Origin of the sequence: Sphingomonas mucosissima, from assembly GCF_002197665.1 — a bacterium.
In the GTDB taxonomy this organism is placed as follows: Bacteria; Pseudomonadota; Alphaproteobacteria; order Sphingomonadales; family Sphingomonadaceae; genus Sphingomonas; species Sphingomonas mucosissima.
The window spans coordinates 576,338-593,759 of the sequence record NZ_NBBJ01000001.1; the positions used below are offsets into that span (position 1 = coordinate 576,338).

At 66.0% G+C, this 17,422-nt stretch carries 18 protein-coding genes and 1 other RNA gene; 13 read left to right on the forward strand and 6 right to left on the reverse strand.

Annotated elements, in window-relative coordinates:
• Positions 1-62 precede the first annotated feature (62 nt).
• The 4 genes from SPMU_RS02745 to SPMU_RS02760 form a co-directional block, all read right to left on the reverse strand.
• Positions 63-863 carry a sulfotransferase family 2 domain-containing protein gene (locus SPMU_RS02745; protein WP_088331708.1) on the reverse strand — a complete coding sequence of 267 codons (801 nt, stop codon included), beginning with the start codon at positions 861-863 and terminating at the stop codon, positions 63-65.
• Positions 864-948: 85 nt separating this feature from the next.
• On the reverse strand, positions 949-1,698 hold the full coding sequence (locus SPMU_RS02750; protein WP_140418384.1) for a hypothetical protein: 750 nt from the start codon (positions 1,696-1,698) through the stop codon (positions 949-951).
• Between the two features lie 118 nt (positions 1,699-1,816).
• A complete protein-coding gene (gene rpoH / locus SPMU_RS02755; RefSeq protein WP_211275693.1) occupies positions 1,817-2,716 on the reverse strand; it encodes an RNA polymerase sigma factor RpoH in 900 nt (299 codons plus the stop codon).
• Positions 2,717-2,777: 61 nt separating this feature from the next.
• On the reverse strand, positions 2,778-3,725 hold the full coding sequence (locus SPMU_RS02760) for an RluA family pseudouridine synthase (RefSeq protein ID WP_088331714.1): 948 nt from the start codon (positions 3,723-3,725) through the stop codon (positions 2,778-2,780).
• 12 nt (positions 3,726-3,737) lie between these two features.
• Here SPMU_RS02760 and SPMU_RS02765 point away from each other — a divergent pair, with 12 nt between their 5' ends.
• The 8 genes from SPMU_RS02765 (at position 3,738) to SPMU_RS02800 (ending at position 10,635) form a co-directional block, all read left to right on the forward strand.
• The gene (locus SPMU_RS02765) at positions 3,738-4,148 is read left to right on the forward strand and encodes a M67 family metallopeptidase (RefSeq protein ID WP_088331716.1); all 411 of its coding nucleotides are present in this window, start codon (positions 3,738-3,740) and stop codon (positions 4,146-4,148) included.
• Between the two features lie 24 nt (positions 4,149-4,172).
• Positions 4,173-4,817 (forward strand): histidine phosphotransferase family protein, encoded by a 645-nt coding sequence (locus tag SPMU_RS02770; protein ID WP_088331718.1) that lies wholly within the window; start codon positions 4,173-4,175, stop codon positions 4,815-4,817.
• 39 nt (positions 4,818-4,856) lie between these two features.
• Positions 4,857-7,133 carry a chemotaxis protein CheA gene (locus SPMU_RS02775; RefSeq protein ID WP_088331720.1) on the forward strand — a complete coding sequence of 759 codons (2,277 nt, stop codon included), beginning with the start codon at positions 4,857-4,859 and terminating at the stop codon, positions 7,131-7,133.
• Positions 7,130-7,561: a chemotaxis protein CheW gene (locus SPMU_RS02780; protein WP_088331722.1), complete on the forward strand. Its 432-nt coding sequence runs from the start codon at positions 7,130-7,132 to the stop codon at positions 7,559-7,561. Before SPMU_RS02775 ends, SPMU_RS02780 begins: the two co-directional genes overlap by 4 nt.
• A 61-nt stretch (positions 7,562-7,622) precedes the next feature.
• Positions 7,623-7,988, forward strand: a complete 366-nt coding sequence (locus tag SPMU_RS02785; protein WP_088331724.1) for a response regulator — start codon at positions 7,623-7,625, stop codon at positions 7,986-7,988.
• Between the two features lie 5 nt (positions 7,989-7,993).
• Entirely contained in the window at positions 7,994-9,055 is a 1,062-nt protein-coding gene (locus tag SPMU_RS02790; RefSeq protein WP_088331726.1) for a chemotaxis protein CheB, read from the forward strand.
• Positions 9,052-9,879 carry a CheR family methyltransferase gene (locus tag SPMU_RS02795; protein ID WP_211275695.1) on the forward strand — a complete coding sequence of 276 codons (828 nt, stop codon included), beginning with the start codon at positions 9,052-9,054 and terminating at the stop codon, positions 9,877-9,879. The genes SPMU_RS02790 and SPMU_RS02795 overlap by 4 nt, the downstream gene beginning before the upstream one ends.
• 66 nt (positions 9,880-9,945) lie before the next feature.
• On the forward strand, positions 9,946-10,635 hold the full coding sequence (locus SPMU_RS02800) for an N-acetylmuramoyl-L-alanine amidase (protein ID WP_088331728.1): 690 nt from the start codon (positions 9,946-9,948) through the stop codon (positions 10,633-10,635).
• A gap of 128 nt (positions 10,636-10,763) precedes the next feature.
• Here the strand turns inward: SPMU_RS02800 and SPMU_RS02805 are convergent, their stop codons facing one another.
• Positions 10,764-11,909 carry a tetratricopeptide repeat protein gene (locus tag SPMU_RS02805; protein ID WP_088331730.1) on the reverse strand — a complete coding sequence of 382 codons (1,146 nt, stop codon included), beginning with the start codon at positions 11,907-11,909 and terminating at the stop codon, positions 10,764-10,766.
• A 389-nt stretch (positions 11,910-12,298) separates the two neighbouring features.
• On the opposite strand from SPMU_RS02805, the gene SPMU_RS02810 reads away from it, so the two are divergent.
• From SPMU_RS02810 to SPMU_RS02825, 4 genes are all read left to right on the forward strand, one after another.
• Positions 12,299-14,158 carry a methyl-accepting chemotaxis protein gene (locus SPMU_RS02810; RefSeq protein WP_088331732.1) on the forward strand — a complete coding sequence of 620 codons (1,860 nt, stop codon included), beginning with the start codon at positions 12,299-12,301 and terminating at the stop codon, positions 14,156-14,158.
• Between the two features lie 149 nt (positions 14,159-14,307).
• An RNA gene (gene rnpB, locus SPMU_RS02815) (RNase P RNA component class A) lies at positions 14,308-14,700 on the forward strand.
• A 39-nt stretch (positions 14,701-14,739) separates the two neighbouring features.
• The gene (locus tag SPMU_RS02820) at positions 14,740-15,276 is read left to right on the forward strand and encodes a J domain-containing protein (RefSeq protein WP_088331734.1); all 537 of its coding nucleotides are present in this window, start codon (positions 14,740-14,742) and stop codon (positions 15,274-15,276) included.
• On the forward strand, positions 15,273-15,563 hold the full coding sequence (locus SPMU_RS02825; protein WP_088333118.1) for a hypothetical protein: 291 nt from the start codon (positions 15,273-15,275) through the stop codon (positions 15,561-15,563). The genes SPMU_RS02820 and SPMU_RS02825 overlap by 4 nt, the downstream gene beginning before the upstream one ends.
• A 14-nt stretch (positions 15,564-15,577) precedes the next feature.
• On the opposite strand, the gene SPMU_RS02830 is transcribed toward SPMU_RS02825, so the two are convergent.
• Entirely contained in the window at positions 15,578-16,447 is an 870-nt protein-coding gene (locus SPMU_RS02830; RefSeq protein WP_088331736.1) for a LysR family transcriptional regulator, read from the reverse strand.
• Between the two features lie 95 nt (positions 16,448-16,542).
• Here SPMU_RS02830 and bla point away from each other — a divergent pair, with 95 nt between their 5' ends.
• Positions 16,543-17,421 carry a subclass B3 metallo-beta-lactamase gene (bla, locus tag SPMU_RS02835; RefSeq protein ID WP_088331738.1) on the forward strand — a complete coding sequence of 293 codons (879 nt, stop codon included), beginning with the start codon at positions 16,543-16,545 and terminating at the stop codon, positions 17,419-17,421.
• Position 17,422: the final 1 nt, after the last annotated feature.

Sequence of the window (17,422 nt, forward strand, 5' to 3'; positions counted from 1 at the left end):
TCGGCGGCGCCCCGCGGGGCAGTGTGTCGGCGTTACAGGCGAAGGCGGTGGCAGGGAAGGGTTCAGGAAACCGGTCGTGCCGATTGGCGAAGCGTGCGCCAATCCTCGCGCACGGTCAGCAGCTTGCGCCGCGCGGCTTCATAGAGGGCCCAGTCGCGTTGATTGTGCGCTGCGATCATGTCGCGGAGCTCCGGCGTATCCTCAACCAAATTGTCGGCCGTATCCTCCGTCTTGCGCTTGTGTTCGGATGGCATGCGATCATGCCCGAGCAGCAGCGACAGGATGTTGAACGATAACGGGTACATCTCCAGCAGCCCGATGAAGGCATAGTTGGCGCTGATGAACGCATCAATCTCGGCGGGAGTGCGAACGTCCCCCGGCATCATGAAGCGCGCCATCTTGTCCTGAGTTTCCGCTGCTTCGACATAGCTCTCGATCGTCGGGAAGCGTTCAATCGTTTCCTTGTAGGTCGGGTGTGTCGGGGTGCGGGAATAGCGATAGTCCGAGATCACCCGCTTCACCGGATCGCGCAGGAAGGTGAAAGCGCGGGCATCCGGTCGTGCTTCGCGAAGGGGCGCAGCAAGGCTCCAGGTGAAATGGCCCGAACATGACCGCGCCTCTGCAAGCGCGCCGCTGTCGATCACGGCGGCGATCTCGTCCTCGATCCGCGAAAACGTGACGGTGTCGCCGTAGAAATAACGGCGGTGAATGTTGTGATACGGCGGGCGCATCCGATCCAACTCTGTCGAGAGCGAGGATCCTGCAGTCTTGGGGATGTGGATGAAGACGCATAGCTCGTCGGCGAACCGGTTGGCGCTGATGAATTCTGCCAGGCTAGTGTTGGTTATGTCGCCGAACGCCACATTCGATCCTCTTCCTCAGCGCTTCCGCCAATCTCATTGGCTCGGCAAATGACCGGCTGTGACCAGAATTTCAACGCTCTAACGATCACGCACCAGCGGTCGGTTCATCGAGCAGCGAGATGTTCTTGCGCGTCGCCGCATGGGTGGCCGCGAGGTAGGCGGCGCCCGTGGTGGTGAGCGCCAGCAGGCCGACCACCAGCGCGTCCAGTGTCATCATGATCCAGACGAGCCATTCGGGCTGGCCGAGCGCCCCATAGCCAAGCGCGTAATGGAGCGCCATCAGCGGCAGCGCGCCTGCTGCCAGATACGCCAGCGTCCGCCAGAAGCTGCCCGTCATGATCACGACCGAGCGCAACGGGCCAATCGACGAATTGCCGAGCGGCCAGGCGACGAGCCATGCTGTCAAGTAGACCGCGACCACGCTGACGCCGATCGTTGCCGCCAGCTCGGCATAGTTCGTCAGGCGCGGGCCCAACTTCAGGGCGATGCCGATTGGCGGGCCGAACAGCATGAGCCACTGCCAGGCTGCCTGGAGCGCGAACTGGACGCCAAATAGCGTTGCTGCCGGCCGCTCGATCCGCTTCGCCCGATCGGCGTCGCGGTTCCAGGCCATGAAGCGGACGAACCAATAGCCAGGCAGAAGAAGGGCCAGAACCTTGGCAAAGCCGAGGGTCAAACGCCGCTGGTCGAAGGCGGCAGCGGCGGTGAGGCCGTGCCGGTAAAAGCCGAGTTCGATCTCGACCACATGTTGCGTGAATTCGATGAGGACGGGGATTGAGAACAGGATCGGCAACGCCAAGGCGAACGCCGCGCCATCAGCATATAATCGCTTCACGTCCCGCCACATCGGCAGGGACGTACGATACTCCGAGCACGGGTGTAACCCAGGTCGTGCGCCCACCGCAAGGAATGCCCGTGCCCCGTCCATCGAGGCACGGGTGTTCCTTCGCCAATCAGGCAGTCAGCAGCCGCTTCTCGCCGGCGATCTTCATCATCGCCTTCTGCAGCTTTTCAAAGGCGCGGACCTCGATCTGGCGAACACGCTCCCGGCTGACGCCATAGACCTGGCTCAGCTCCTCCAGCGTCTTGGGATCGTCCGTCAGGCGGCGTTCGGTGAGGATGTGCTTCTCGCGATCGTTGAGGCTGTCCATCGCGCTGACGAGCATGCCGTGGCGCACGTCGGCTTCCTGAGCCTCGGCGACGACATGGTCCTGCAGCGGGGCATCGTCCTGCAGCCAATCCTGCCACTGACCCTCGCCATCCTCGCGCATGGAGACGTTGAGCGAGGTGTCGCCGCCCATTGCCATGCGGCGGTTCATGCTGACCACGTCAGCCTCGGTCACGCCGAGATCGGTGGCGATCTTCTGCACGTTCTCGGGCGTGAGATCGCCGTCCTCGAACGCGTCGAGGCGGGCCTTCATGCGGCGCAGGTTGAAGAACAATTTCTTCTGCGCAGCGGTGGTGCCCATCTTCACGAGGCTCCACGAGCGCAGGATGAATTCCTGGATCGAGGCGCGAATCCACCACATCGCATAGGTGGCGAGGCGGAAGCCGCGATCGGGCTCGAACTTCTTCACGCCCTGCATCAGGCCGATGTTGCCCTCGCTGATCAGCTCGGACACGGGCAGGCCATAGCCGCGATAGCCCATCGCGATCTTCGCGACGAGCCGCAGGTGGCTGGTGACGAGCTGGGCTGCCGCCTCAGGATCGCCATGCTCCTGGAAACGCTTGGCGAGCATATACTCCTGCTCGGGCGCCAGGATGGGAAACTTCTTGATCTCGGCGAGATAGCGGTTGAGGCTCTGCTCGCCGCCGAGTGCGGGGATCGTCGCAGGGACGTTACCGCTTGCCATGATTACCTAATCTCCCTTTCCGGGGAATCGCCTTCTCGCATCGCCGCGAGGCGCTTTCACCCTATACGTCGAGTTGACTGAACAGTTCCTGCATGTCTGCAGGCATCACGCTTTCGAACGATAAAGCGACACTTGTAATGGGATGAACGAACCCGAGCCGGGCGGCGTGCAGCGCCTGTCGGCGGAAGGAAAGTTCATCAAGTTGACGCTTATGAGCTTGTTTTGTTCTACCATAGACCGGGTCGCCCAGCAAGGCGTGGCCGATCGAGGCCATGTGGACGCGGACCTGGTGGGTGCGGCCGGTTTCGAGGCGGCATTCCACCAAAGCCGCTTCGCGCAGCCGATGTTCCGTCCGGTAATGCGTCACCGCGCGCTTGCCGTTCGCGACGATCGCGACCTTCTTGCGATCGTGCGGTGAGCGGGCGAGGGGGGCATCCACCTTGCCCTCGGGTGGCATCGGCCGTCCGTTCACGATCGCCTTGTAGCGGCGATCGATGGTGTGGGCGGCGAATTGCTTGGCCAACCCCTCATGCGTGCGATCCGTCTTCGCCGCCACCATCAGGCCGGACGTGTCCTTGTCGATCCGGTGGACGATGCCCGGCCGCGCAACGCCGCCGATGCCGGACAGCGAACCGCCGCAATGGTGGAGCAACGCGTTGACGAGCGTGCCGTCCAGATTGCCGGCCGCGGGATGCACGACCAGCCCGGCGGGCTTGTCGATCACGATGAGATGATCATCCTCGAACGCGACGACGAGCGGAATGTCCTGCGCCTCGTTATGCGCGGGCGTCGGGGCAGGTACCGCAACCGCGAACACCTCACCGGCGGCAGCGCGTTTGGCGGGATCGCGCACGAGTATGCCATCGCGCTCGACATGGCCGGCGTTGATGAGCACCTTGAGCCGCTCACGCGACAGGGTAGGCACCGCATCCGCGAGCGCGCGATCCAGCCGCCAGCCGTCGGCTGCTGGAGCGATGGTCGCTTGAATGATGGAAACCCCCCGGTCCATTAGGTGTACTAGATGGATATAACGCTCCGGATTTCAAGATCGCTGGCCGCCCGAATCGTTTCGGAAACGATGCGTTTTCCAGTGGAGACGTGCGGGCTTCTCCTAGGCTTCGATAACGCCGTGGAGGCGATCGAACCATGCGATAACGTCCATGCTACGCCGGCGACCCATTTCGAGCTTGATCCCGCCGCGCTTTTTCGGGCGCTGCGTCGAGGACGCACGGGCGGGCCGCAGGTGATCGGCCATTATCACTCGCATCCCTCCGGCGTCGCCATGCCCTCCCCGACCGACGCGGCGCAAGCGGCCCCCGACGGGGCCTATTGGCTGATCGCGGCCGGGCCGGAGCTTACCGCCTGGCGGGCATCAGGCGACGGAGCGGTATATGGCCGCTTTGATCCGGTCGCGCTCGCCATTGCGCCCTAGACTCGGGTGCGTCATGGAGCGGGAATGACCATCGATCCCGTTGAGTTCGCAAGCCTCCTTTGCTCGCGCTTGTGCCACGATCTGCTATCGCCGATCGGGGCGCTCAACAATGGGCTGGAGCTACTGGCCGACGAAACCGACCCGGCGATGCGCGAGCGGTGCATGGAGCTGATGGCGGAAAGCGCGCGGACCTCCGCCGCCAAGCTGAAATTCTTTCGCCTCGCGTTCGGTGCCGCCGGCGGCTTTGGCGAAGCGGTCGACACGCGCGAGGCGCAGCAGGCGATCGAGGGGCTGTTTGGCGAGACCAAGCGGCTTCAGGTCAACTGGCTGGTCGACGAGCCGATGCTGCCCAAGACCGCGATCAAGGTGCTGCTGAATCTGGCGATGATCGCGGGCGATTCGCTGGTGCGCGGCGGCACGCTGGATATCGGCAGCGAGACCAACGACGCGGGGATCGAGATCGTGCTGAAGGCGGAAGGCCCTCGCATCGCGCTGGACCATGAATTGCGCGCGACGCTGATGGAGGGCCAGGCATCCGAGGCGGTGACACCGCGGGCGGCGGCAGCGTTTCTCGTGCACGAAATGGTGAAGGCGGCGGAAGGACGGGTGATGATCAGCGCGCCCGATGACAACGTGCTCCTGTTCGGCGCGACGATGCGGCCTCGGTAAACCCGGAATTTACCCGCGCCGGTCCATGGCCGGTGCGCAATGGACGATCTGCTGCAGGAATTCATCGCGGAAACCCGCGAGACACTGGGCGCCCTTTCGGGCGAGATCGTCGCGTGGGAAGCTGATCCCGCTGATCGCGCCCGCCTGGATGCGATCTTTCGCTTCGTCCACACGGTGAAGGGCAGCTGCGGCTTTCTGGACCTGCCGCGACTTGCGCGGCTGAGCCATGCGGCGGAGGATGTGTTGCAGGCGGTGCGATCGGGCGAGCGCACGCCTGATCCGCGGCTTGTGTCCGCCGTGCTGGCGATCATCGACCGGATCGGCGAGATCGTGGAAGCGATTGATGCAGGAGCCGCGCTCGATGACAGCGGCGAGGACCTGTTGCTCGCGGTGCTCGACGAGAAAGCAAGCTCGGCACCGCTGAAGCTCGTGCCCACCAGCAACGCTGGCGCCGCCGCGCCGCGGCAAGCCACTCGCAGCATCCGCCTGTCCGTCGATCTGCTGGACCGGATGATGAACGGCGTGTCGGAGATGGTGCTGGCGCGTAATGAACTCGCCCGCCGGTTGCGCGACAGTGGCGACCCGACGCTGGAAAATGCGATCGACCGGCTGTCGCTGACCGTTTCCGAGCTGCGCGACACGGTGACGCGCACGCGGATGCAGGCGATCGAGTCGCTGTTCACGGCGCTGCCGCGGCTGGTACGCGATACCGCCGGTGCGCTTGGCAAAACGGTGTCGCTGGCGATCGACGGCGCCGACGTGGAACTCGATCGCGAAATGATCGAGTTGCTGCGCGATCCGCTGGTCCATATCGTGCGCAATGCGATCGATCACGGGATCGAGGCGCCCGACGAGCGGCGACGCGCCGGGAAGCCCGAAGCCGGACGGCTGACGATCGCCGCGCGGCAATCCGGCAACCGCATCATCGTGGAGATCGCCGACGACGGTCGCGGCATCGACACCGCGCGGCTGGTCAGCAAGCGCATCGAGCAGGAGCCGCGCCGGGCGGGCGAGTTCAGCGCGCTGAGCGAGCGGGCGCGGCTGGACCTCGTGTTCGAACCGGGGCTGACGACGCGCGACACGGTGACGGCGACGTCGGGGCGCGGCGTGGGCATGGACGTGGTGCGCACCAACGTCGAGCAGATCGGCGGCACGATCCGGCTGCACAACGTGCCCGGTCGGGGGCTGACGACGACGATCGAAGTGCCGCTGACGCTGGCGATCCTGTCCGCCGTGATCATCGGCGCGGGCGAGGGCCGCTACGCCGTACCGCGACAGGCGGTGGAAGAGATCGTCGCCAGCAAGTCCGCCGCCGTCCGCATCGACATGGTTGGCGACGCGATCCTGGCGACCGTGCGGGGGCGGCGGCTGCCGGTGGTGCGGCTGGGCGAGGTGCTTGGAACGGCCGACGAACTGGGCGACATGCTGATGATCGTGAACCTGCCGGGCGGCAGCTTCGCACTGGGCGTGGACTCGGTCGACGACACGCAGGAACTGGTGGTGAAGCCAGTCGCACCGGCCGTGATGGCGGCGGGGCTGTATGCCGGGCAGATGCTGCCGGATACGGGGGTGCCCCTGCTGCTGCTGGATTGCGCCGGCGTCGCGGCGGCGGCGGGCGTTTCGTTCGACCGCGTGGTGGAAGCCGAGCCCGAGGCGGCGGAGCCGGTGGCCGAAGGCACGCCGGGGCTGTTGTTCGAGGCGCTTGACGGGCGGCGGCGCATCGTTCCGCTAAGCGCGGTGGAGCGGATCGAGGCGGTGCAGGCGGAGTCGATCCGCGAGGCCGGCGGGCGCTGGTGGGCGACGGCGCGCGACGGGCTGGTGGCGCTGATCGTCGCGGGAGGAGCGCCGCCGCGCGGGGGCGAACTTGCGGCATTGATGCTGCCGGGCGCCGACACTGCCACCGGTTATCTCGCCCGGCGCGCGATCGACATCGTCTCCTTCCACGACGATCTGTTGCCCTCCAACAATCCGGCTGTCAGCGGCATTCTGGTGATCGAAGGGGAGCCGATCGAAGTGCTCGATCCGGCGCATCTCCGGCCGGGGCGGTCGGATGAGAAGCCGGCCCCCATCTGCCTGCTGCAAGGGCCCGATACGGCCTGGATGGAAGCCATGCTGAGCCCGCTGATCGAGGCGGCCGGCTATCGCATCGCGCGCACGCTGGCGCCGGGCGAGGAAGCCGCGGTGACGCTGGCCGCCGGAGATGACGTACCGGCGGGCGGGCAGGTGGTGCGGTTCGATCGCGATCCGGAGACGGGCTGGCCGCTCGTGGACTCCTACGCGCTGGCGAGCGCCCTGACGATAGGGGCGGCGCGATGAACGAGACGCTGCACCTCCTTGCCCATGTCGGCGGACGGGCGATCGCGGTGCCGGCGGACGCGGTGGAATCGGTGGTCGACATCTCCTCGATCGTGAAAGCGCCGCGCGCCCATCCGGCCGTGCGCGGGCTCGCGGCGCTGCGAAGCCGCGTGGTGACGGTGATCGATACCTGGGAACTGCTTGGTCTCCCCGCACCGGAGGAGGGCTCCTGCCGCGCGATCATCACCGTGGTGGATGGGCACCATCATGCCGTGCTGGTCGACACGCTGGAGGATGTCGCGCCGCTTGACGTGGTGGCGGTGCCGACCGGGCTGTCGCTCGGTCGACGCTGGGCGGGGATCACCACTGGATCGGCGGAACGCGAGGGTGAGCCGCTGCTGGTGATTGATATCGCCCGGCTGGTCGGGTCGATCGTCGCTGCCGGCTAAAGCCGCTTGGGCGCCTGCCGTTCTATAAGACGGGTAGAGCCAAGTGATGGGGTTGCAAGTGATGAAGTCGTGTCTCGTCGTGGACGACTCAAAGGTGATCCGAAAGGTCGCACGACACATATTGGAAGGACTCGATTTCGCCGTGTCCGAGGCTGGCGACGGGCGGGAGGCGCTTGAGGCCTGCCGCGCCAGCATGCCCGACGTGATCCTGCTCGATTGGAACATGCCGGTGATGAGCGGGATGGATTTCCTGCGCGCGCTACGCGATGCAAATGCGGCGCCGCGGCCCAAGGTGGTCTTCTGCACCACGGAAAACGGCATGGCGCACATCCGGGCCGCGATCGATGCGGGTGCCGACGAATATGTGATGAAGCCGTTCGATCGCGAGACGCTGGCCAGCAAGCTTCAGATCGTCGGCGTCGCCTGACCTTCATGGCGCGGCTTCAGGCCATCGCGGCGGCTCCGGCGAGCGCACGTCCCCGAGTGCTGATCGTTGACGACTCCGCTGTGGCGCGCGCCGTGCTGACGCGGATGGTCGAGGACGGGGCGACGTGTACGGTGGCCGATGCCGTTCCCGACATCGCCAGTGCGCTGCGCTTCCTGGCCGCGGGCAGGGTGGACGTCATCCTGCTCGATCTCGAAATGCCAGGCGTCCATGGCCTTGCCGGCCTGCCGGACATCATTGCGGCCGGCGCAGGCGCGAAGGTGCTGGTCGTCTCCTCCGCCGCCGGGGAGGGCGCCGCCGCCACGATCGAGGCGCTGGCGCTGGGCGCGGCGGACACGCTGGTGAAGCCGGGCCGCTGCGTCTCGGCCGGCAGCTTCGCCGCGGCGCTTGCGGAAAAGCTGGTGCGGCTGGGCGAGCGAACGGAGCCAAGCCCTCGTCCCGCGGCGGCGCACCCGGCTGCTCACCATGACATCGACGTGGTGGCGATCGGTGCCTCCACGGGCGGCATCCATGCGATCAACAGCCTGTTGCTCGCGCTCCCGCGGACGTTCCGCAAGCCGATCGTCATCACCCAGCATCTGCCATCGTCGTTCATTCCGTATTTCGCGGAGCAGGTGGCGATCGCCACGGGGCGCCGGTGCCAAGTGGCGGCCGACACCATGGCACTGCACGATGACATGATCCTAGTGGCGCCGGGAGACGCGCATGTGACGGCGGTACGGGCGCCCGGCGGTGGGGCCGCCATCCGGCTGAGCCAAGCGAGCGTCGCCAACGGCAACATGCCATCGGTCGATCCGATGTTTGAAACCTTTGCCGAATGCTTTGGCGCGCGGATGATGGCCGTGGTGCTCAGCGGCATGGGGCGCGACGGACTTGCCGGCGCAAGGCTGGTGCGCTCGGCAGGTGGCACGGTGGTGGTGCAGGATCAGGCAAGTTCGGTTGTGTGGGGGATGCCGGGCGCCGTTGCCGCAGCGGGGCTCGCCAGCGCCGTGCTCCCGCCCGAGGCGATCGGGGGCTATATCGCTGGCCAGCACGGGGCCATCGCATGATCAACGATCGGCCATTTGCCCCTAGCGACACGAGCCCCATCACCGTGACGGCGCTCGCCACGCTGCTGGAGGCGCGGACCGGGCAGCGGATCGCGGCCAATCGCGCCTGGCGGATCGACACCGCGCTGAAGCCGATCGCGGTGGAGCGCGGCGCCGCTTCGATCGACGAACTGGTTGCAGCCGTGCGCGACGGCAGCAACACGGCGCTTGCCGACCGGATCGTCGATGCGCTGCTGAATCAGGAGACGTCGTTCTTCCGCGATGCCGGCGCGATCGAGGCGGCGGCAGAGGCGATCACCGCCATTGCTCCGAGCAAGCCGCGCATCTGGTGCGCGGGCTGCTCGACGGGGCAGGAGCCGTTGTCGCTTTCCATGGCACTGACGGAACGCGGCGTTCCCCATGAGCTGATCGCCACCGACGTTTCCGGCCATGCGATCGCACGGGCACGCGCCGGCCGCTATTCGCAATTCGAGATCCAGCGCGGGCTGGCGACGATCCGGATGCTGCGCTGGTTCGATCAGGATGGGTCGGACTGGATCGCGCAGCCGGCGCTGGTTCGTGGCGTTACCTGGCGACGCAGCAACCTGGTGCTTGATGCGCCGCCGGCCGGCGCGTTTGATGCGGTTTTTTGCCGCAACGTCCTGTTCTATCTCGCGCCGGACCTGCGCCCGCGCGTGCTGGAGGCGATTGCCGGCAGCCTGCAGCCTGCGGGCGCGCTAATGCTGGGCGCGGGCGAAACGGTGATCGGCCAAACCGACCGTTTCGTACCCAGCAAACGCTTTCGCGGCCTGTACCAGCTGGCCGCGGCCGAGCGATCGGCATAGCCGTAGCCGGGCGTCGCCCTGCGGTGCTAGGGTCGGCTGACCCACCGCCGGGCTGCAGGAGTGACCATGACGCCAATCGAGGCGCCATCGCCGAATTACGACGATCGCATGCTGCCGATCACGATGATCGTGCTTCATTATACCGGCATGGTTGATGCAGCATCGGCCCTGGCCCGGCTGCGCGATCCCGAAGCCAAGGTCTCCGCGCACTATCTGGTCGATGAGGACGGGACGGTCACGCGGCTGGTGCCGGAGGAAAAGCGCGCGTGGCACGCCGGTCGCTCGCACTGGCGCGAAATCGAGGATGTCAATTCCGCGTCGATCGGGATCGAGATCGTCAATCCGGGTCATGAGTTCGGCTACCGACCATTTCCGGACGTGCAGGTCGACGCGGTGATCCGCCTGGTTCACGAGATCAAGGATCGATACGAGATCACGCGCGGCAACATCGTTGCCCATTCGGACATCGCCCCGGCGCGCAAGCGCGATCCGGGCGAGCTGTTCCCGTGGAGCAAGCTGGCGCGGCTCCGGCTGGCGCTGCCGCGCCCGACCAAGAACCTGATGGACCCGATGTGGGGTGAGGCCGCCTTCCTGCTGGCGCTGGAGCGCTTCGGCTATGACGTGAGCGACAAGATGGCCGCGATCGTCGCGTTCCAACGGCGCTTCCGCCCCGAACTGATCGATGGCGAGATCGACGCCGAATGCCGCATGATCCTTCTCGCGCTGCTGCTGCCGCGCCCGCAAGGGGATGATTGAAGCGGGCGGGAAACCGATTGCCGCTCGCGCCCGCGTCCTGCCCACCGGTACTTAATCGTCGCGGTTCGGGACAGCTTGACTACGGAATGCTCGTCGCCAGCCTGCTTTTCGATTGCCGCGCGACGCGCTCAGTTCGCGGCTGCCGGCGAGGCGGATCCCTCTTCGGTCAAGTCCAGCGTCTCGAACCCGTTCGTCATCACCCGTCGCGCGATCGTGCTGCATTCCGGGGTGACATACGCAGAACGCTGCGTCAGCCGCTCGATCTTGTAGAAGCCGGGGCTGTCCTTGTCGGCCGCCGACGCGGAATATTGGCGGCCGGCAATCTGCTTCAGAACAACATCGGTCCAGACAGCACCTTTGGAACTTCGCAGGATTTCCGCATCGGCCGTGCGCCCATCCGGCCTGATCCAAAAGCCGACGTCGGCCCAGCGGACTGCATCGACGCCCATCGTGCGACATCCATTATGCGCGCCGCCTGCGCCCTCGGCCTGCGCCAGCGCCGCAGCGCGTTGCGCGGTAACGGGCGTGATCGACTCATAGCGCGGGGATTTCATCAGCAGCGGTGCCTCGCCTTGCCGTGTGGGCAGGGCGCGGATCAGCTTTGCCAGCTCCTCGCCGCCAGCATTGCGGGCTGAAAGGCGCAGGCGAATGATCTGCAAGGCGTTTCGATAGCCCGCGGTCTGCGCAATCGGTCGCTTGTTTAGATCATCCAGAACAGCAATCGCCTCCGGCGTGCGATTTTGCGCGTTCATCAGCGTTACCCGCCGCATTGCGGCCAGCATCGCCACCGCATGCTGGCCACTTCGCAGCGCCTCGCGCTCGGTGAGCTCGTACGCGCGTATCGCCTCGCGCGGGTCGTTGACCTTCAGCCACATGTCGCCGATCGCGGTGGAGGCCGTCTGCACGGCAGGATCGTCCGGCGGCAGATGGTCCCGCAAGGTGCGGACTTGCGAGTAAACGGCGCTGCGATAATCGTCCTGATTGCCCTCGTGGAGTGAGACGGTGGCAAAGGCCTCGTAGAGCGCAGCTACCGGTTTGGGATCGGACGCCGCCTTGGCGCGATTACGCCGAATTGCGCGGCCAAGCAGGTTCTTGGCCTGGAGATACTTGCCGTCCCGAAATCGGGCCTCGGCCAATGCGATGCTCGCCTGCGCATCGCGAAGAACCGTGCATTCGCCGCGCACGCAGGCGTCATGCGCCTCTTCAAGCCGCTTGCCGGTGACGATGATGTCCGCCCCGGTCGCTAACAACAACATGAAAAGCATCAGCGACATGGCTTGCTCCACAATGTTCGGCGAAGCTTATGTTACCAACGCGTGAGCGCAAGGACAGAAAACTACTGCGGCGCAGGCTTGCAAGGATGAAGCGGCGGCGCAGCAAAACTTTCAAACAAGCCGGTGCGCTTCGCGACATGCTCAATGCGTGAACGGCTGGCCGAACGCACGACAGATACAAATGCCGCATGATCCGCTTGCGCCGGCCTGTTCGCGCAGCGATGAGAATTAACCTCCCGCAAGAACGCTCGGGTCGTTCGATCCTATAATGGATCAATGCTCTGGCTCAGCTTCGGCGTGGACGAGCGATCCGGCGTGGGTTGCGACATCAGCGCGAGGTCGCGTTGCAGCGCCACCGGGATCGGGCAGCGAGCGGTGGGGGTTGAGACATGACGATCAAGCAGAAGCTACTGGGGTGCCTCGCGATCTTTGCGATCGCCACCCTATCTTTGCTGGGCGCTTCATACTGGTCGGCGACAAACAGCAGCGCTGCCTTGCGCACGGTGCTGGCGGACCGGGTGGTGCCGTTGCGCGATCTGAAGATCGTCGCGGACAGCTACGCCGTCGATATCGTCGACTCCGCGCACAAGGCGCGCAACGGCAATCTATCCCTTGCAGAAGGGGCCCGCCATGTTCGGGAGGGGGCAAGCACGGCCAAGGCGGCTTGGCTGCGATATCGCGGCACCGAAATCCAGGGAAAGGAGGAGCAGCTCGCCTCCGCTGCCGAGACCCGCATGCAAGCCTCGGACGCCAGCGTCGACCGGCTGTTGCAGATCCTCCAGTCGGGCGATCGCGCGGCGCTTGAACGCTTCGTTGTCGGGGAAATGTACCAGAGTATCGATCCCCTGTCCGAAACCGTGAGCGAGCTGGTTGCGCTTCAGATCGAGGTTGCTTCCGCCGAAACCACGGCCGCACTCAGCACGGCTCGCACCGCGATGATCATGATGCTGGCGCTTGCGCTCGCTTCTGCGGCCGTGCTCGGCTTTTCCTACCTGACGATCACGAAGAAGGTGATCAGCCCGATCCAAGACCTCGCGCGGGTCATCAAAGAGCTCGCGCGCTCGTCAGGCGAGGCCACGCTGCCGAACCTCGACCAGAAGGACGAGATTGGTGACATCACCCGTTCTGTCGATGCGTTTCTCAGCGCCGCCGTCAACAAGGAGCGAGATCGTGCGGCGCTGGAGGCGGCCGAGCAGCAGATGGTCACGGGCGCGCTCCGCGACAGCCTGGCTGCACTGACCGCCGGCGACCTGACATCGAGCATCAAGGCCGATTTCCCGCCGGCGTACGTGGAGCTCAAGACCAACTTCAACGCGGCGCTCGCATCGCTGCGCGACCTGATTGGATCGGTGATCGAAAGCTCCCGAGGCCTGCGCGGTGGGTCCGGCGAGATCGCGCAAGCGTCCGAAGATCTTGCCCGCCGCACGGAAAGCAATGCGGCGAGCCTAGAGGAAGCCTCTGCGGCGCTGACGCAGATCGACGGGCGGATCAAGGCGACGGCAGACGCGGCTACCCGGACCGTGACGCGTGCTGATCAAACGATCAGCACCGTATCGGGCGGACGCACTGTGGCCGAAGAAGCGGTGCAGGCGATGAGCCGCGTTCGGGAAAGCGCCAAGGGCATCGACGAAGTGATCGAGGGCGTCGACAAGATCGCGTTCCAGACCCGTGTTCTTGCAATGAATGCGGCGGTCGAGGCGGGTCGCGCGGGGGATGCCGGCCGCGGCTTTGCCGTCGTGGCGGATCTGGTGAGCGCGCTCGCGATGCGGGCGGAAGAAGAAGCGAAGCGGGCGCGCGAGCAGCTTACGCTGACGCAGACCGACATCGTCACCGCGGTGGCGGCCGTGCAGAAGGTGGACGGTGCCTTGGCGAACATTTCCGAAGGCGTCGGAGAGGTGCACCAGCTCCTCGACGGCATGGCATCCGATAATCTGGCGCAAGCCTCGGCGATCAGTCAGATCAGTGTCGCGGTCACGAACATGGACCAGGCGACGCAGCAGAACGCCGCCATGGTGGAGGAAACGTCGGCTGCCGCGCGTAACCTGAACAGCGAGTCCGAAGCGCTTGCCGACAAGGCCGGCCAGTTCAGGATCAGCGATGCTGACCAGACCGGGGAGGTCCGGATCAGCGGGCGGGCGCGGGAGTCCGGCATCAAGAGCGTGCCCGCAGGGCGTAGCGCCAAGCACTTCGGTGGTGCCTTTGCGCGGCCGGCGCTCGCGGCTGCCGATGGCGCGTGGGAGAGTTTCTGAAGCGAGGCGTTGAGGACCGCCGGTTTGCGATCACCAACGGCATCTTTAAGCATCTGACGAGTGACGTGCCGCGGCACGTGCTATCCCAGCCGCCTGAATGACCGCGCGATTGCTTTCTCTGGCGACCCCACGTACAGCCCGCGCCCACACCAGAGGGCCGGGCGGCCGCGTCGTGGACTTGTTCCACGCCGAGGAAAGTCCGGGCTCCATGGAACAACGGTGGCGGGTAACGCCCGCCGGGGGTGACCCCAGGGAAAGTGCCACAGAGAGCAGACCGCCCAATCTTCGGATGAAGGCTTCGGCCAGGCAAGGGTGAAAGGGTGCGGTAAAAGCGCACCGCGCGGCCGGTAACGGCGGCGGCATGGCAAACCCCACCGGGAGCAAGACCGAATAGGGGCGGCGTGGGGACTTGATCCCCGGGGTGTGTTCCCACCTGCTGCCCGGGTTGGTTGCTGGAGCGCGTCGGCAACGGCGCGCCGAGAGGAATGGTCGCCCATCCCGTGAAGGGTGGACAGAACCCGGCTTACAGGCCCTCTGGTGTCACCTTTAACCTTGGGCTTTCAATCGCTAGATGGCGGGGGATGGCGCGTTCTTCCCGATCCAACGACTGGGGTTTTCCCCGCTGGCGCGAATATGGCGCCTCGCGCGAGGCGACCAAGGTGCGGCTGTGCGATCGGCACGGCTGCGAGGAGCCGGGCAATTGCCCGGCGCCCAAATCCCCCAACAGCCCGGAGCGCTGGTATTTCTGCCAGGCGCATGCCGCCGAATACAACCGCGGCTGGAATTACTTCGAAGGCCTGAATGCCGAGGAAGCGGCCGAACGCGAGCAGGCGGAGCGTCGCGACGCGTCGGGCTATGAGCAATCCCGCTACCAGAGCTGGGCCGGCTCCGGCGACGGCAGCCGCTCGCGCGACGAGATGCGCGCGCTGGAGGTGCTGGAGCTCGAAACCGACGCGACGTTCGACGACATCAAATTGGCGTGGCGGCGGCTGGCCAAGAGCAATCACCCCGATGTTCGGCCGGGCGACAAGGATGCCGCCACGCGCTTTCAGGCGATCCAGGCGGCGTACGACGTGCTGCGTGCCGCGGAAGAGCGTCGGACTTGGAAGCCGGCGTGAAGCGCGCGAAGGCGCAATGGCGCGGCGCGGTGCTGGTCTGCGCCAAATGTTCGAAGAAGGTGGATGGCGGCTTCGGGCCAAAGGGCAAGGAGCGGCTGGCCAAGGCGCTGCGTAGCGAGCCGGGCTTTGGCAAGGGGCGGAAGGCCGATATGGGTGTGGCCGAAGTGAAGTGCCTCGGGCTTTGCCCCAAGAACGCCGTTGCGGTGGTGGACACGCGCCGCCCGAACGAGTGGCTGGTGGTGCCGGCCGGGATGGATGTGGCGACGCTGGCGGCGCGGTTTTCCTGAGGGGTCGAGGAGCCTTATCGGCCAGCTTCGGCGAGCAGCCAGTCGCGGAACGACTGCATTGCGGGGTCAGGCTTGCGCGACAAAAGACGTGTGAGCCAGTAACGCCCGGTGTCGACCTCTAGCGCGAAAGGCTGAACCAGCCGTTCGGAGGCGAGATCGCGGGTGAACATGGCGGCTGGGGCGAGCGCGACGCCCAGCCCGGCGGCGGCCGCGGCGACCATCACCGCCGAGCTGTCAAACATCGCGCCGCGCGCTGCCGGCGCAGCGACCCCCGCGGCCGAGAACCAACTGGCCCATTCGTTCGACCGGTAGGATCGCAGTAGTCTTTCCCGCGGCAGGTCTGACGGCGATCGCAGCCGCTGCGCGACGGAAGCCGTGCAAAGCGGGGACAGCGGCGCAGCGAGGAGCGGCTCGGCATGCGTCCCATGCCATGCACCGTCACCGAAGCGGATGGCGAATTGAAGCGCCTCGCCGGCGAGGTCGACCCGGTTGTTGTTGATCGACACGCGCACGTCGATGTTTGGATGCGCGCTGGCGAAACCGTCGAGGCGCTCGAGCAGCCAGCCGGTTGCGAAGGTCCCGACCACTCCGATGTTCAACGTCTGCTGGAACCGGCCGTTGGCGTAATGATCGAGCGTCGCCGCCACCTTGTCGAAGGCGTCGCCAAGCACCGGGACCAGTGCGTGGCCGTCATCGGTCAAGGCCAGGCCGCGGGGCAGCCGGTCGAACAGGCGCGTGGAAAGCCTGCGCTCGAGCTGAGCCACCTGGTGGCTTACCGCGCTCGGCGTGACGCATAGCTCGATTGCGGCACGGGCGAAGTTGAGGTGGCGCGCAGCGGCTTCAAAGGCGCGCAGGGCGTTCAGCGGCAGTTGGGCGCGATCCATGGCCAACCATCAGATTTTCTCATGTCTGTGTCGAGGCAAGACCGTTTGTCGGTGCGCGCGTGGCGGGACATGGTTGCGGCGAAGGAGATGCGAGCATGATGGTGCGACATACGGCGGTGTTGGCTGCGGCCCTTGTAGGAACGGCGGCCGCGGAGCCGAAGGACGATCCGCTAACGCGGCCGATCGCCGTGGAGCGTGAGGCGACGTGGCTGGCGCCGCGCGAACCGGTGCGGGTGTTCGGTGATAGTTATCTTGTGGGCTTCGGCGGGCTGAGCGTTGCCTTGATCGATACGGGCGACGGCTTGATCCTGATTGATGGCGCGTTGCCGCAGGGAGCGCCGGCGATCCTCGCCAATGTGCGCAAGCTCGGACTCGACCCCAAGCACATCCGCTACATTCTTAGTACCGAGCCGCATTTCGATCATGCCGGGGGCATTGCCGCATTGGCGCGCGATACGGGTGCGATGGTGGTGGCCAGCGCGCGCGGTGCCGAGGGATTGCGCTCAGGCCGTTTGGCCGCGGATGATCCGCAGCTTGGCTACGACAGTCGTTTTCCGGCCGTCGTGCCGGATCTGGCCAAGGTGCGGGTGATGCGCGACGGCGAGATGCTAAAGCTGGGCCGAACATCGATCACCGCACGCGCGACGCCGGGGCATACGGCAGGCAGCATGAGCTGGAGCTGGCGATCGTGCGTAGGCATGACGTGCAAGACGCTGGTCTTTGCCTCCAGCCTCAATCCGGTGTCGGCAGATGGCTATCGTTATGCTTCGCCGGCAGGGCAGAAGGTGGTGGCGGCGTTTCGGCGTAGCCATGCCGCGATGCGGATCATGCCGTGCGATATCCTGATCACGGCGCATGCCGACCAGGACGGTGCGACCGAGCGGTTTTTGAGCAGGCCTGGGGCATGCCGGGCCTATGGTGCCGCGTCCGAGCGCGCGCTGGAACGCCGGGTGGCCACGGAAGCCTCTCGCTAGC

What these genes read in the sequence shown, in the direction of transcription:
- SPMU_RS02760 (WP_088331714.1), bottom strand. Translation starts at nt 3,725, where the DNA reads ATGGACCGGGGGGTTTCCATCATTCAAGCGACCATCGCTCCAGCAGCC.
- SPMU_RS02790 (WP_088331726.1), top strand. Translation starts at nt 7,994, where the DNA reads ATGGCGCGGCTTCAGGCCATCGCGGCGGCTCCGGCGAGCGCACGTCCC.
- SPMU_RS02765 (WP_088331716.1), top strand. Translation starts at nt 3,738, where the DNA reads ATGGATATAACGCTCCGGATTTCAAGATCGCTGGCCGCCCGAATCGTT.
- SPMU_RS02800 (WP_088331728.1), top strand. Translation starts at nt 9,946, where the DNA reads ATGACGCCAATCGAGGCGCCATCGCCGAATTACGACGATCGCATGCTG.
- SPMU_RS02810 (WP_088331732.1), top strand. Translation starts at nt 12,299, where the DNA reads ATGACGATCAAGCAGAAGCTACTGGGGTGCCTCGCGATCTTTGCGATC.
- SPMU_RS02830 (WP_088331736.1), bottom strand. Translation starts at nt 16,447, where the DNA reads ATGGATCGCGCCCAACTGCCGCTGAACGCCCTGCGCGCCTTTGAAGCC.
- SPMU_RS02775 (WP_088331720.1), top strand. Translation starts at nt 4,857, where the DNA reads ATGGACGATCTGCTGCAGGAATTCATCGCGGAAACCCGCGAGACACTG.
- SPMU_RS02820 (WP_088331734.1), top strand. Translation starts at nt 14,740, where the DNA reads ATGGCGCGTTCTTCCCGATCCAACGACTGGGGTTTTCCCCGCTGGCGC.
- SPMU_RS02795 (WP_211275695.1), top strand. Translation starts at nt 9,052, where the DNA reads ATGATCAACGATCGGCCATTTGCCCCTAGCGACACGAGCCCCATCACC.
- SPMU_RS02780 (WP_088331722.1), top strand. Translation starts at nt 7,130, where the DNA reads ATGAACGAGACGCTGCACCTCCTTGCCCATGTCGGCGGACGGGCGATC.
- bla (WP_088331738.1), top strand. Translation starts at nt 16,543, where the DNA reads ATGATGGTGCGACATACGGCGGTGTTGGCTGCGGCCCTTGTAGGAACG.
- SPMU_RS02785 (WP_088331724.1), top strand. Translation starts at nt 7,623, where the DNA reads ATGAAGTCGTGTCTCGTCGTGGACGACTCAAAGGTGATCCGAAAGGTC.
- SPMU_RS02770 (WP_088331718.1), top strand. Translation starts at nt 4,173, where the DNA reads ATGACCATCGATCCCGTTGAGTTCGCAAGCCTCCTTTGCTCGCGCTTG.
- rpoH (WP_211275693.1), bottom strand. Translation starts at nt 2,716, where the DNA reads ATGGCAAGCGGTAACGTCCCTGCGACGATCCCCGCACTCGGCGGCGAG.
- SPMU_RS02805 (WP_088331730.1), bottom strand. Translation starts at nt 11,909, where the DNA reads ATGTCGCTGATGCTTTTCATGTTGTTGTTAGCGACCGGGGCGGACATC.